Annotated in this window: 13 protein-coding genes and 5 tRNA genes; 14 read left to right on the top strand and 4 right to left on the bottom strand. The window is 42.9% G+C overall.

What is annotated here, in order from left to right:
- The first annotated feature begins 66 nt into the window (after nt 1-66).
- From FTU75_RS12060 to FTU75_RS12050, 3 genes are all read left to right on the top strand, one after another.
- Nucleotides 67-390: a pyrimidine/purine nucleoside phosphorylase gene (locus FTU75_RS12060; protein ID WP_067763086.1), complete on the top strand. Its 324-nt coding sequence runs from the start codon at nt 67-69 to the stop codon at nt 388-390.
- Nucleotides 391-566: 176 nt separating this feature from the next.
- Nucleotides 567-1,325, top strand: a complete 759-nt coding sequence (rlmB, locus tag FTU75_RS12055) for a 23S rRNA (guanosine(2251)-2'-O)-methyltransferase RlmB (protein WP_180116040.1) — start codon at nt 567-569, stop codon at nt 1,323-1,325.
- Nucleotides 1,326-1,333: 8 nt separating this feature from the next.
- A complete protein-coding gene (locus FTU75_RS12050) occupies nt 1,334-2,254 on the top strand; it encodes a DMT family transporter (protein ID WP_373685871.1) in 921 nt (306 codons plus the stop codon).
- Nucleotides 2,255-2,268: 14 nt separating this feature from the next.
- Here the strand turns inward: FTU75_RS12050 and coaE are convergent, their stop codons facing one another.
- The 4 genes from coaE to pilB all read right to left on the bottom strand — a co-directional run bounded on the left by coaE (nt 2,269) and on the right by pilB (nt 6,736).
- Nucleotides 2,269-2,871: a dephospho-CoA kinase gene (gene coaE, locus FTU75_RS12045; protein ID WP_180116038.1), complete on the bottom strand. Its 603-nt coding sequence runs from the start codon at nt 2,869-2,871 to the stop codon at nt 2,269-2,271.
- 9 nt (nt 2,872-2,880) lie between these two features.
- Nucleotides 2,881-3,699 (bottom strand): A24 family peptidase, encoded by an 819-nt coding sequence (locus tag FTU75_RS12040; protein WP_180116089.1) that lies wholly within the window; start codon nt 3,697-3,699, stop codon nt 2,881-2,883.
- Nucleotides 3,700-3,764: 65 nt separating this feature from the next.
- The gene (locus FTU75_RS12035) at nt 3,765-4,994 is read right to left on the bottom strand and encodes a type II secretion system F family protein (protein ID WP_078189420.1); all 1,230 of its coding nucleotides are present in this window, start codon (nt 4,992-4,994) and stop codon (nt 3,765-3,767) included.
- Between the two features lie 32 nt (nt 4,995-5,026).
- A complete protein-coding gene (gene pilB, locus FTU75_RS12030) occupies nt 5,027-6,736 on the bottom strand; it encodes a type IV-A pilus assembly ATPase PilB (protein ID WP_180116037.1) in 1,710 nt (569 codons plus the stop codon).
- 275 nt (nt 6,737-7,011) lie between these two features.
- On the opposite strand from pilB, the gene tpiA reads away from it, so the two are divergent.
- The 11 genes from tpiA to FTU75_RS11975 all read left to right on the top strand — a co-directional run bounded on the left by tpiA (nt 7,012) and on the right by FTU75_RS11975 (nt 14,232).
- Nucleotides 7,012-7,803, top strand: a complete 792-nt coding sequence (tpiA, locus tag FTU75_RS12025; protein ID WP_180116036.1) for a triose-phosphate isomerase — start codon at nt 7,012-7,014, stop codon at nt 7,801-7,803.
- A gap of 13 nt (nt 7,804-7,816) precedes the next feature.
- Nucleotides 7,817-8,146, top strand: a complete 330-nt coding sequence (secG, locus tag FTU75_RS12020) for a preprotein translocase subunit SecG (RefSeq protein ID WP_078192560.1) — start codon at nt 7,817-7,819, stop codon at nt 8,144-8,146.
- Nucleotides 8,147-8,198: 52 nt separating this feature from the next.
- Nucleotides 8,199-8,283: transfer RNA gene (locus FTU75_RS12015), tRNA-Leu, on the top strand.
- 48 nt (nt 8,284-8,331) lie between these two features.
- Nucleotides 8,332-8,408, top strand: a tRNA-Met gene (locus FTU75_RS12010).
- A gap of 73 nt (nt 8,409-8,481) precedes the next feature.
- Nucleotides 8,482-8,558 (top strand) — tRNA-Met (locus FTU75_RS12005).
- A 58-nt stretch (nt 8,559-8,616) separates the two neighbouring features.
- Nucleotides 8,617-8,693: transfer RNA gene (locus FTU75_RS12000), tRNA-Met, on the top strand.
- 90 nt (nt 8,694-8,783) lie between these two features.
- Nucleotides 8,784-8,860: transfer RNA gene (locus tag FTU75_RS11995), tRNA-Met, on the top strand.
- A gap of 216 nt (nt 8,861-9,076) precedes the next feature.
- Nucleotides 9,077-9,601, top strand: a complete 525-nt coding sequence (rimP, locus tag FTU75_RS11990) for a ribosome maturation factor RimP (RefSeq protein ID WP_078192559.1) — start codon at nt 9,077-9,079, stop codon at nt 9,599-9,601.
- Nucleotides 9,602-9,636: 35 nt separating this feature from the next.
- Nucleotides 9,637-11,121, top strand: a complete 1,485-nt coding sequence (gene nusA / locus FTU75_RS11985) for a transcription termination factor NusA (protein WP_078192558.1) — start codon at nt 9,637-9,639, stop codon at nt 11,119-11,121.
- A 10-nt stretch (nt 11,122-11,131) separates the two neighbouring features.
- The gene (gene infB, locus FTU75_RS11980) at nt 11,132-13,825 is read left to right on the top strand and encodes a translation initiation factor IF-2 (protein WP_111884116.1); all 2,694 of its coding nucleotides are present in this window, start codon (nt 11,132-11,134) and stop codon (nt 13,823-13,825) included.
- Nucleotides 13,825-14,232, top strand: coding sequence for a ribosome-binding factor A (locus FTU75_RS11975; protein WP_078189413.1), 408 nt, complete (start codon nt 13,825-13,827; stop codon nt 14,230-14,232). The genes infB and FTU75_RS11975 overlap by 1 nt, the downstream gene beginning before the upstream one ends.
- Nucleotides 14,233-14,282: the final 50 nt, after the last annotated feature.

Below are 14,282 nucleotides of genomic sequence, written 5' to 3'. Positions count from 1 at the left end.
TTTTTGCAGCACAATTAAACTACTTCAATCAAAATATTATAAATATGCTTTATCTGGAGAAAACGCATGTCAGCACAGTTTGATCATGTATCAGTCATCAAAAAATCAAATGTTTATTTTGGCGGTCTATGTATCAGCCACACTGTGCAATTTGAAGATGGAACCAAGAAAACACTGGGTGTGTTGCTTCCAACTGAACAAGCGCTGACTTTTGAAACCCATGTACCTGAACGTATGGAAATTATTTCAGGTGAATGCCGTGTTCAAATTGCTGATAGCGAAGAAAGCGAACTATTCCGTGCGGGTCAATCATTCTACGTGCCAGGTAATAGCCGTTTTAAAATTGAAACAGATGAAGTCTTGGATTATGTGTGCCACTTAGAAGGCTAATAATTCAATCCATTTAGGCACAGTTTTTTAACTTCAAATCGGTTAAACTATGTGTCATAGCATAAATCCTGTAAAGCTTGCTTTGCAGGATTTTTCTTTTTGATAACCTAAGCTGTGCGCTGGGTGATCATACCCTGTTTAAAAGTTTATCGAAGTTTGCAAATTAGAGGTCGTTCATGGCGAAACCGGAATATTATTATGGCGTTCATTCAGTGGAGTCATTACTGGAACTTGAGCCAGAACGCGTATTAACTTTATTTGCGTTAAAAGGACGTGATGATCAGCGTTTAAAACGTATTTTTGAGTTGGCAGAACCGTTTGGTGTCAGCATTCAAAAAGCTAGCCGTGATAGTTTGGAAAAACTTGCGGGACAACCGTTCCATCAAGGTGTGGTCGCGGCTGTACGCCCCCATCCAATCTTAAACGAAAAAGATTTAGAGGCTTTATTACAAGCCAATCCCAATGCGTTGCTATTGGCTTTAGATCATATTACAGACCCACATAACCTTGGTGCATGTATCCGTACAGCGGCAGCTATGGGCGTTGAAGCCGTGATTGCACCGCGTGATCGTTCAGCGACACTTACCCCAACAGCCCGTAAAGTTGCTGCTGGTGGTGCTGAAAAAGTGAAGTTTATTCAGGTAACCAACTTGGCACGTACATTGGCTCAAATCAAAGAAGACTTTAATGTACGTGTGGTCGGTACTATGCTAGATGAAAAAGCTTTGCCGATTCAAAAATTTGACTTCACTGGTACGGGTGTATGTGTGGTGATGGGCGCTGAAGATATAGGTTTGCGTCCTATTACGCAGGCGCAATGTGATCAAACTGTTTACATTCCAATGGCGGGTAATTTGCAAAGCTTAAATGTCAGTGTCGCGACCGGTATGGCATTGTATGAAGCATGCCGCCAACGTAATAATGAATTGAAATAGCAGTGATGATGTCTCCCCAAAAGCAAGGTTATTTATATGTATTCATTACCATGTGTATTTGGGGTGGATTCACCTTAACGGCGCGTTTAAGCGCCAATTGGGGAATCAGTGCTTGGGATATCACGGCACTTCGGTTTGCTTTGGCATTTTGCATCTTAATGCCAATTTTGATTTATAAAAAAGATACGGCTTTTTTATGGAAGAAAGAGCCTTTTATCCTTGCCATGCTCGGCGGGGTGACCTATTGCTTAACGGCATATAGCGCATTTCATTATGCTCCTGCGGCTCATGCTGCAATCTTCCTCAATGGTTGTATTCCCTTATGTACGGCCATAGCCGCGTTTCTGATCTTCAAACAGCCGATCGATAAGCATACGTGGATCAGTGTGGTGATTATGGTCTCTGCCATTAGCTTAATGAGCTATTTAATGTACGTCGAGACTGGTGTGGCATTTGGTTTAGGTGATTTGCTATTTTTTATCAGTGCCATTTGGTGGGGGATATTTACGGTATTGCTTAAGCAATGGAGACTCTCTGCTTGGCATGCCATGGCGGGGGTTGCGGTTTGGTCTGCCGTGGTATTCGTGCCTATTTATCTACTATTTTTCCCTAAACATTGGTCTGACCCAGAGCCATTGCAACTCATTGGACAAGTTATCTTTCACGGTATTTTTGTGGTGATTATTGCGACTTTAACGTATGTAGAGGCGATCAAGCGTCTGGGTGCATTTAAAGCCGGAAGTATCGTAACTTTGGCACCTTTTATTGCTGCAATTTTAGCGGTACCGCTGCTGAATGAACCCTTAAGTTTTGCAATTGTGTGTGGATTGGTCGGGATGGGGATTGGAGCGATTCAACCGTGGAAATGGTTGGGACGAAAGGACAGTCTAGAGCAGCAACTCGAACAACAAAAACAGCAGTCTGAGTAAGACTGCTTTTTTATTTAGCTTTTTTCAGCGTGCGCTAAGTACTTGAGATGCAACGGCCGAAGCTGTGCATAAAGATGATCTAAATGACCATCATTCAGCACGATATCATCTGCAATTTTTTGCTTTTCCTGACGCGACATTTGTACGTGAATGATTTTTTGGATTTGCTCGATAGTTTGACCATCGCGCTGTGATGCACGCTGAATTTGCAATTGTTCTGTGGCATCAATAAGTAAGGTGTGATTGGTTAATTCATGTTGATTGGTTTCAAATAACAGCGGCGAAACCAAGATGACATAGGGGCTGGTGGCTTCATTTAACTGTTGGATAATGGACTGACGTATTGCAGGATGGGTAATGGCTTCAAGTGCTTGACGTGCTGTAGGATCTTTAAAGATATGTTCACGTAAAGCGCGTCGATTTAACTCACCATTCGCAAGTAAAATCCAATCACCAAATTGTTGTTGAATCTGAATCAGTGCGGGTTGCCCCGGTTCGACAACCTCGCGAGCAACGATATCAGCATCGACGACTTGAATGCCTTGGAGTTCAAACCAATTGCTTGCAGCAGATTTTCCGCTACCGATACCACCTGTTAAACCCAAGACAAATGTCATACAACGACCTTACTGACCCAAATAAATTTTCATAATTTGATCACCCCATAAAAAGGCGATCCATCCAGCGATGGCAATATAGGGACCAAATGCAAAAGGTTGGTTTTCTTTACGAACTTTGAGCAAAATAATGCCAATGATTGCACCTACCAGTGAAGAGAGTAATACAATCAGTGGGAGCAGGAAAGGGCCCATCCATGCACCCAACGCAGCTAAAAGTTTAAAGTCACCATAGCCCATGCCTTCTTTGCCAGTGATGATTTTAAATAAATAGTAAACAATCCATAGGCATAAGAACCCGATGATATACCCCCAAATGGCTGAGGTTGCAGAGGTATAAATGGCATAGCTATTCACGCCAAGCCCGAGTGCAGCCAAAGGAAGGGTATAGCGGTCAGGTAAAAGTTGGGTGTCAAAATCAATAAATGTTAAGGCAATCAATACATAAGTCAGCACCAAACCAAACAGCATCTGGATGGTTGGACCAAAAACTGCAACAACAATCAGCGCACAGATCATGGTGAGTAATTCGATCAGTGGATAACGGCTACTGATCGGGTTTTTGCAACTTCCACATTTTCCGCGTAACACGATCCAACTGATGACTGGAATGTTTTGATACCAACGAATTGGCGTTTTACATTTTGGACAGGTTGAAGCAGGGGTACTTAGGGTAATCTTTGTTTCATCAATAATCGGTTGGTCTGGATGTAAAAACAGTTGGCAATCCGTGCGCCATTCTTGTTCCATCATCTTCGGCGTGCGGTAAATCGCCACATTCAAAAAACTGCCGATGCAAAGACTAAAAATCCCAACTGCGATATACATCGCAGTTGGGTTGTTGATTAAGTAGCTAAAAAAATCAGTAAACAAAATATTTCCCTTTCTTGGTTTTAACCAACCACTGAACCCATTTGGAAGATTGGGAGGTACATTGCGACAACAAGCCCCCCTACTAAAATCCCGAGAATAGCCATAATTAAGGGTTCCATCATCGAGGTTAAGCCATCAACGGCATTATCTACTTCATTCTCATAATGTGTCGCCACTTTATCTAGCATGGCATCTAAAGCGCCAGACTCTTCACCAATAGCGACCATTTGGACTGCCATAGGTGGAAATTTATCGGTAACACGCATGGCGAATTGCAATTGCTGACCAGTCGCGACATCTTCACGAATTTTCATGACCGCTGTTTCATAGACCACGTTGTTGGTTGCACCTGCAGTTGATTCTAGTGCATCGATTAAAGGTACACCTGCGGCAAAGGTGGTTGCCAAGGTGCGGCTATAGCGGGCAATAATCGCTTTATAAACCAAATCACCAAAAATTGGTGCTTTTAGTGCAGCTTTGTCTAAGAAGTCTCGGAAAGCTTTGCTACGTTTTTTTGCTTCTAGAAACCCACCAATTAATATTGCAATAACCACAAGCATGATAAACCAATAATCTTTAGTCCAATTTGACATATTGACAACCATCTTAGTAAAAGCTGGCAGTTCTGCACCAAATGAACTGAAAAGGCCTTCAAATACGGGTACAACTTTCACCATCAAAATAATGGTCACAATTATCGCGACCACAATAACTGTGGCTGGGTACTTCATGGCCTTTTTGATTTTTTGCTTAAGCAATTCACTTTTTTCTTTATAAATGGCAACACGATCCAGCATGGTTTCAAGTGCACCCGATTGTTCGCCTGATTCAACCAAAGAGCAAAATAGGTTGTCGAAATACTGCGGATATTTACGGAGTGCACCTGCAAAGGTATTGCCGCCTTCAACTTCACCTTTAATCCCCAAAACCACTTCACGCATGGCTGGGTTTTCTAAGCCTTCTGCCACGATCTCAAAGCCCTGAACGAGCGGTACCCCGGCTTTCATCATGGTTGCAAGTTGGCGCGTGAATACCGTGATATCCAAAGTGGATACTTTCTTTTTCATCAAGCCTTCGAGAATGTTTTTACGTTTTTCTCGAATGGTTCGGATGGTAATGCCTTGCTTACGTAAAGTGACTTTGGCTAAAGCCATATTACGCGAAGGCATTTCCCCTTTGATTTTCGCCCCTTTGCGATCCACGCCTTCATAACTGAAGGTTGGCATCATCTGCGCTTTTTTTACAGCCATGAATTTATCCTTATTTTTAAATACTAATTCACTTACTCACTGGTCACACGATTGACTTCTTGAAGTGAAGTCACCCCCTGCATGACCTTAATTAAGCCTGAACGGCGTAAATTGTTAAAACCTGCTTGATTGGAAGCTTCGGCAATTTGTAAGGCATTGCCGTCTTCCATAATAATTCTTGAAATTTCAGGTGTCACTTTCATGACTTCGTAAATACCCACACGACCTTTATAGCCTTCACGGCATTCGGCACAACCCACAGGCTGGTATATTTGGAATTCTGGTGTATTTAAATCATCTTCGGTAAAACCAAGCTCCAATAGACTTTGTTTTGGTACGTCTACTGTTTCTTTACATTGTGAACATAGGCGACGTGCAAGTCGCTGCGCAATGACAAGGTTCACGGATGTCGCGATGTTAAATGAAGGCACGCCCATATTGCGTAAGCGTGTCAGTGTTTCAGGTGCACTATTGGTATGCAGTGTAGACATCACCATGTGACCTGTTTGAGCCGCTTTAATGGCAATTTCAGCCGTTTCTAAATCTCGAATCTCACCGACCATCACAATATCAGGGTCTTGACGTAAGAATGATTTTAAGGCTGCAGAGAAGGTGAGGCCGACTTTATTATTTACGTTGACCTGATTGATCCCTTCTAAGTTAATTTCCACAGGGTCTTCGGCCGTTGAAATATTGGTATCTTCACGGTTGAGAATATTTAAACCTGTATATAAAGATACGGTTTTACCGGAACCCGTTGGGCCGGTAATGAGCAGCATGCCTTGTGGTTTTTCTAAAGCCTGCATGAACAGTTCTTTTTGATCCGGTTCATAACCCAACGCATCAATCCCTAGCATCGCACTAGATGGATCAAGGATACGCAGTACAAGTTTTTCACCAAACAAGGTCGGTAAAGAGTTCACACGGAAGTCGATAGCTTTGTTCTTTGACAGCTTTAACTTGATACGACCGTCTTGAGGTATACGTTTTTCCGAGATGTCCATTTGTGACATGACTTTTAAACGCGAAGCAAGTCGAGTCGCGAGCTGCAATGGCGGATTAGTAATTGTTCTTAACACGCCATCGACACGGTAGCGGACACGGTAAGACTTTTCATAGGGTTCGAAATGTAAGTCGGATGCACCCATGCGAATGGCGTCGACTAGCAGCTTATTGATGTACTTAACAATCGGTGCTTCATCACCCGTTGCCTCATCTTCATCTTCTTGAGATGGATCAGGTGTTTCACTATCTAAATCAAGATCAAAGTCATCATCAAAGTCAAAAGTACTTTCTTCAGCAAAGTTCTGTTCAATTAACTTTTCAAGTTTGTCATGTTCAACAATAATTGTTTCAGTATTCAGCTTACTACCAAATCGAATGGCATCCACTGCTTCAATATTGGTGGGATTACTGATCGCAACGAATAATAAATTGCCACGTTTAAAAATAGGCAAAATACGATGCTTGGTAATGAGTTTATCTTCAAATTCATCACGTATAATTAAAGACGTATCATAAGTTGAAATATCAAAAACCGGTTCACCGAACTCTATCGAGATGGTTTCTGCGATCAGGCGTGCTGAAAGGTGATATTCCTGAATCAAATGCGGCACGATATCTTGATGAGCCTTTTTTGAATTTTGCAGCGCTGCTTGCATTTTTTCGGCAGACAGATGCCCTTCGTCAACTAAGCGACGAATAAACCCCGTAAATCTTGAAGAACCTTGAACTGCTGTCATGCTTTTACTTGCCTATGCTTCAGTCTGTTTATAATTGGTATAGCAAAATTATACTTTTGTTGCACAAAAATACCATATCTTAAAGTGTTGTCACTAGCTAAGAATTGGTAAAAAGCATGAACCAGTCCTTAAAACTGCTTAAATTTTTTACAGAAAAGTGAAGATCTTGGAATGACTGGTGTGCTTCGAAGATGCAAATGTGTTGAAATTTATCTTCAAAATTATGAATTACGTGTAGAATGTGCCCGATTTCATCTTTGTCATGTGGGATAAATATGTCGGGTTCGACGATTACGCCTTGGGTAGTGGGTAACTGGAAAATGAACCCATTGCAAGCCGATGCTGGCGCACTTCTTAAGAATTTTAAGCAATTATTAGATGAACAAAATATTGCTGAAGCGGCATGCCATATTGGGGTTGCACCAACAGCTATTGCTTTGACCACGGTGCAAAATGAATTATCACAAGCAAGCCGTAACATCATAACCGTTGCACAAGACGTTTCTCGCGTCGCAGGTACAGGCGCATATACGGGTGAGCTCAGTGCAGAGCTATTAAAAGATTATGGTGTTGAGTTTGTACTGATTGGTCATTCGGAACGCCGTGAAATATTCGCTGATCAACCGCATATCATTAATGAAAAAGTAAAAAATGCATTAAACGCAGGTTTGACTGTGATTTATTGTGTGGGTGAAAGCTTAGAACAACGTGAAAGCGGCCAAGCAGAACAGATTGTGTTACAACAAATATGTGATATTGCTGCTGTTGTACAAGCAGAGCAGTGGAAACAAATTGTGGTAGCTTATGAGCCAATTTGGGCCATTGGCACAGGTAAAACAGCGTCACCTGAAGATGCGCAAGCGATGCACGCTAAAATTCGTGAAGGTTTAAGCCAAATCACCCCAATGGGACTTCATACTGCGATTCTTTATGGTGGTAGTGTAAAACCTGAAAATGCAGTAGAGTTGGCAGCCTGTCCAGATATCAATGGTGCGCTGGTCGGTGGTGCATCATTAAATGCAGAGTCGTTTTATAAAATTGCTCAAGTATTTGCAAATACAAAATAATTAGGAGTTCAGCATGCATACGTTTGTGCTGGTGGTACATATTATCTTAGCGATTTTAATGATCGTGCTGATTTTAGTTCAGCATGGCAAAGGCGCAGATGCGGGTGCATCTTTTGGTGGCGGCGGTGCTGCAACTGTATTTGGTGCATCGGGTTCGGGTAACTTTATGACCCGTTTGACTGCGATTTTAACGGCTTTGTTCTTCGTTACGAGCTTGACACTTGCTGTGTTTGCAAAGAAACAAACGACAGATGCTTATAGTCTGAATGCGATTTCTTCAGTACCGACTGCGCCTGCAAAATCGGCTGAAACTTCGCCAACTGCACCAAAAAGCGCTGAATAATTTATTTAGCACTTTCTTTTTTGACGTGTTGCGACTAGAATGCGTCACAGCTGCGGTGGTGGTGGAATTGGTAGACACGCTACCTTGAGGTGGTAGTGCTTTCGGGCGTGGGGGTTCAAGTCCCCCCTTCCGCACCAACTTATAATCCAGAACATAAGTTGGTGTATGCAGCAAAACTCTGTTGATGCGGGATGGAGCAGTCTGGTAGCTCGTCGGGCTCATAACCCGAAGGTCGTTGGTTCAAATCCAGCTCCCGCTACCAATCAATTCTATTTTTAAGATGCAAGCTTTTAAATGGACAGCTTTTAAAGCTGAGAAAACTATTTGCATATTGATGCGGGGTGGAGCAGTCTGGTAGCTCGTCGGGCTCATAACCCGAAGGTCGTTGGTTCAAATCCAGCCCCCGCTACCAATCTTATATAGCACACAATCTATATAAGCAGCTTATCTGAAAGTCATTGTGATGTTGATGCGGGATGGAGCAGTCTGGTAGCTCGTCGGGCTCATAACCCGAAGGTCGTTGGTTCAAATCCAGCTCCCGCTACCAATCCTCTGAGATGCAACTCAGTAGGGCAATTCTTCAGGTTGTTTTAGATTGAAAATGACCAAGAAATTGTATATAATTTTTGCATGTTGATGCGGGATGGAGCAGTCTGGTAGCTCGTCGGGCTCATAACCCGAAGGTCGTTGGTTCAAATCCAGCTCCCGCTACCAAGTTTCTAAAAGAGGCTCACAACTAGGTGGGCCTTTTTGCACAGTGGACTATGGTTTTCTGTGTAATAATGGGGCGATTTACGCCCTTTTTTATTGGCTATCGTGTAGTGTCGACAGTATTTTGGTCAAACCGTCATGTTTCACTACTACTATAGTTTCGCATTGGTCTGTAGTGGTCATTTCGACCATCGAATCGCACAAATTTGACGAGAGTAAATGAAGCTATCAAATAAAACTCAAGCACTTCAGGACTTAATTGCCCCAGCGGTGCAAGCATGTGATGTAGAACTTTGGGGGATTGATTTCCAACCTCAAGGAAAACGTTCACTGTTACGTATTTATATCGACCGTGAAGTTGATGAAAATGCAGAACCTGTCATCAATGAAGATGGCGAAGTTGAGCAAGGCCGTGGTATCGGCGTGCAGGACTGTGTTCGTGTCACTCAGCAAGTGGGTGCGATGTTGGATGTACATGATCCAATTTCAGGCGAATATGCATTAGAAGTGTCATCTCCAGGTTGGGATCGTCAGTTCTTTAAATTGGAACAAATGACGGCATACATTGGTCAGCAAGTCGCTTTGCGTTTGATCAGTGCTGTAGATAATCGTCGTAAATTCCAAGCCAAACTTGTAAACGTAGACCTTGAGAACGAAATGATTCAGGTTGAAGTTGAAAAGCAACAAGTGTTGGATATTGACAGCCACAATATTGATAAAGCAAATCTGGTTTTCCAAGATTAATTTAATAAATAAGAATCTGAACGAATAGGTGACTTATGGCTCGTGAAATTCTTACCGTAGTAGAAACGGTTAGTAACGAAAAAGGTGTAAGTCGTGATGCAATTTTTGAAGCGCTTGAACAAGCTTTAGTTGCAGCGACTAAGAAGAAATTCTACGAGGGAACTCACTCGGAAGAAGCTCGTCTACGTGTAGAAATCGACCGTCGTACTGGTGATTACCGTACTTTCCGTCAATGGGAAGTGGTTGCCGACGAAGATCACGAAATGCCAGCATGCCAAGATGCGATCTCTGATGTAGATCCTGCAAAATGGGCAATTGGTGATATTCGTGAACTTGAAGTTGAATCGATTGATTTCGGTCGTATTGCGGCACAAATTGCGAAACAAGTGATTGTTCAAAAAATTCGTGAAGCAGAGCGAGCGCTAATTGCAGATGCTTACGAATCTAAAGTTGGTGAACTCATCTACGGTGAAGTGAAAAAACAAACCAAAGATGGCTTTATCATTGATTTAGGTGACAATGCAGAAGCATATCTTGCGCGTGAAGAAATGATCGCTAAAGAAATTCTACGTCCTAAACAACGTGTAAACGCGATTTTGTTTAACGTAAATCGTGAAGGCCGTGGTGCTCAGTTATTACTTTCTCGTTCTAAACCAGAAATGCTCATTGCATTGATGAAGAAAGAAATTCCTGAAATTGCTGAAGAAATCATTGAGATTAAGGCTGCTGCACGTCAACCTGGCGTTCGTGCTAAAATCGCTGTGAAAACAAACGATCACCGTATTGATCCTGTAGGTGCATGTATTGGTATGCGTGGTACACGTATCCAAGCAGTTCAATCAGAGTTAAATGGTGAGCGTATTGATGTAGTCGTTTGGTCTGATGACGCGGCACAGTACATTGCAAGTGCTCTAGAGCCTGCTGATGTATCAGGTATCGTGATTGATGAAGAAGAACGTACTGCAGATATTATTTTTGCAACGAGTGATCAGTTAGCACGTGCAATTGGCTCTCAAGGTCAAAACGTACGCTTAGCATCTGAATTGACGGGTTACAAGCTCAATATGATGCTTGAAGAAGAATATCACGCACGCCAACAAAACGAAGCGCAACAATATTTAGATATGTTTGTTACACGTCTAGATATTGATGAAGACTTAGCGATGGCGTTAGTTGAAATGGGTTTCACATCATTAGAAGAAATCGCGTATGTTCCTGCGGAAACATTCGATGAGATCGAACTTGATGCTGAAACTGTTGAAATGCTACAAGGTCGTGCAAAAGAAATCGCATTGGCTGATGCATTGAAGCAACAAGAAAACATCCAAGAGCCAAGCGAAGAGCTTGCTGCAATGGAAGGCGTGACTAAAGAAATCGCATATGCGCTTGCCGCTCGCGGTGTGGTAACTGTAGATGATCTTGCGGATCAAGCCACTGACGATATCTCTGATATCGAAGGTTTAGGTGCTGAAAAAGCAGGTCAACTTATTATGAAAGCGCGCGAATCATGGTTTAACTAGGAGGTAATATATGACGGACAAGTCGATTAAGGAGTTAGCTCTCAGCGTGGGTCGTCCAGTTGAGAAGCTGCTGGAACAGGTTCGTGATGCGGGTTTACCACAAACTAAACCTGACGATATTATCTCCACTGAACAACAAAATGCCCTCGTTAACCATTTGAAAAAAGTTCATGGTCAGGATGCGGGCAATGCAGGACAAATCACGTTGAAACGTAAAACTACCAGTACTGCTAAAGTGGCGAGTACATCGGGCAAGGCAAAAACGATTAATGTAGAAGTTCGTAAGAAACATACATTTGTTAAACCGGATCCTGAGCAAATTAAAGCTGAAGCATTAGCGAAAGCACAAGCTGACCAACAAGCACGTAAACAGGAACCTAAGGTTGAAGCGAAAGCTGAAGAACCGAAGCAACAACCAGTATCTAAAGCGAAACAAGCTTTAGAAGCAATGCGCGCTGCTGCGAAGCAAGAACATGCGAAGCAAGAAACACCGAAAGCTGCGGTTGTTGTAAAACGTAAGTCAAACAACAAGCCAATTACAAAACCTGTTGAAACTCTAGAACAGAAAAAAGCACGTGAAGCTCAAGCAGCACAATTGAAAGCTGTAGAAGAAGCGGCGCGTCGTAAAGCCGCTGAAGAAGCGCAACAACGTACGCTTGAGCAAATGCGTCAAATGGCGTCTAAGTATTCTAACGAAGACACTACTGCGACCATTCGTGTTGTAGATGATTCTCCGCTTGCCGCCGGCCTTGTAGGTCAGGCATATGAAGATTCATTTGCGAAAGAAGACCGTGAAATTAAACGTGGTACCAATACCAACAATTCACGTTCACCTAAAAAAGGTGGTCGTCGTGGCGAAGAGCAATCTTTCCGTGATAACTCACATAAACGTGGTTTAAAAACAAGTCAAGCGAACAAGCATGGCTTTGAAAAACCAGTTAAAAAACAAGTTTATGATGTTGAAATTGGTGAAACAATTGTTGTTGCTGACTTGGCTGCGAAAATGGCGGTTAAAGTTCGCGAAGTTATCAAATCACTTATGAAAATGGGCGAATTGGTTACTCAAAACCAAGCGATTGATCAAGAAATTGCAGCACTTGTTGTTGAAGAAATGGGTCATAACCCAGTATTGGTTTCTGATACTCAAGCGGAAGATAACTTACTTGAAGCTGCTGAAGAAGCGCGTGGTGTCCAAACCACTCGTCCGCCAGTTGTGACAATTATGGGTCACGTTGACCATGGTAAAACATCACTTCTTGACCGTATTCGTCGCTCTAAAGTGGCTGCAGGTGAAGCAGGTGGTATCACACAGCATATTGGTGCTTACCATGTGAAAACTGAAAAAGGTATTATTACTTTCTTAGATACGCCGGGACACGCAGCATTTACTGCAATGCGTTCACGTGGTGCGAAATCTACAGATATCGTAGTGTTGGTTGTTGCAGCAGATGATGGTGTTATGCCACAAACTGCGGAAGCGATTGACCATGCACGTGCAGCAGGTACGCCAATTATTGTTGCTATCAACAAAATGGATAAAGAGTCTGCTGATCCAGATCGCGTATTGAATGAGTTGACGACGAAAGAAATCGTACCTGAGCAATGGGGCGGTGACGTTCCAGTGGCAATGGTTTCTGCGCATTCAGGTGCAGGTATCGACGAACTTCTTGACTTGATCTCAATTCAAGCCGAACTTCTTGAGCTTAAAGCATCTGAAGAGGGTGCGGCACAAGGTGTTGTAATTGAAGCACGTGTAGACAAAGGGCGTGGTGCGGTTACATCGATTCTTGTTCAAAACGGTACATTGAAAGTGGGTGACCTTGTTCTTGCAGGTTCATCATATGGTCGTGTGCGTGCGATGACAGATGAAAATGGTCAACGTATTAAATCTGCTGGTCCTTCGATTCCTGTGGAAATCTTGGGTCTACCAGAAGCGCCAATGGCGGGTGATGAAGTTCTTGTTGTAAATGACGAGAAAAAAGCACGTGAAGTTGCTGATGCGCGTATGGATCGTGAACGTCAAAAACGTCTTGAGCGTCAATCTGCGATGCGTCTTGAAAATATCATGGCGTCTATGGGCAAGAAAGATGTGCCTATTGTCAACGTGGTATTGAAAACAGACGTACGTGGTACTTTGGAAGCATTACACGTTGCACTTGCTGAACTTGCAACTGATGAAGTGAAAGTACGTATTATTGGTTCAGGTGTTGGTGCGATCACTGAGTCTGACGTAACACTTGCTGAATCATCAGAAGCGGTTCTTCTCGGCTTTAACGTACGTGCTGATAATACTGCACGTCAAAAAGCTGATGCTGATGGTATCGACATTCGTTACTACTCGATCATCTATCAATTAATTGATGATGTGAAAGATGCGATGAGCGGTAAATTGGCGCCTGAACACCGTGAAACAATTCTGGGTGTTGCTGAAGTACGTGAAGTGTTCCACTCAAGTAAATTCGGTGCTGCTGCAGGTTGTATGGTACTTGAAGGTACATTACACCGTAATAAACCGATTCGCGTATTACGTGATGACGTGGTGGTATTCCAAGGCGAGCTTGAATCTCTTCGTCGCTACAAAGATGTGGTTGAAGAAGTTCGTGCTGGTATGGAATGTGGTCTTGCGGTGAAAGGCTATAAAGACATCAAAGCACAAGATAAGATTGAAGTGTACGATGTTCAATTAATTAAACGGAGTCTTTAATGGCGGGTAGTCAACGTCTGAAGCGTATGGCGGATACAGTACAACGTGAGTTGTCAGAACTGATCCGTCAGGAGCTGAAAGATCCACGCTTAGGTGGTCTCGTGACCATCTCTGCCGTGAAGGTGAGCCCAGACTTAGGATATGCCGAAGTTTATGTGACTGTAATGGGTCGTGAGCTAGGCGATGAGCAAAGTGAAGCCGCAAATAAAGAAACTTTAGATGTCTTGAATAAAGCATCTGGTTTCTTGCGTCATGAACTAAGCCGTCGTATCAAAACACGTATTACGCCACGTTTGCGTTTCCATTACGACAAAACAAATGCTTATGGCAACTATATGTTTGGTCTAATTGCGGAAGCGGTCAAGGACTTACCTCCTACTGACGAAGCAAAAAAAGATGATGAATAATTCAGTTCGCTGAATGAAAAAAGCCACCTTCGGGTGGCTTTTTTATGTTT

Origin of the sequence: Acinetobacter sp. YH12140, from assembly GCF_013418475.1 — a bacterium.
Taxonomy (GTDB): Bacteria; Pseudomonadota; Gammaproteobacteria; order Pseudomonadales; family Moraxellaceae; genus Acinetobacter; species Acinetobacter amyesii.
The sequence above is the reverse complement of the archived record's forward strand: the minus strand, read 5'-3'. Positions and strand labels throughout refer to the sequence as shown.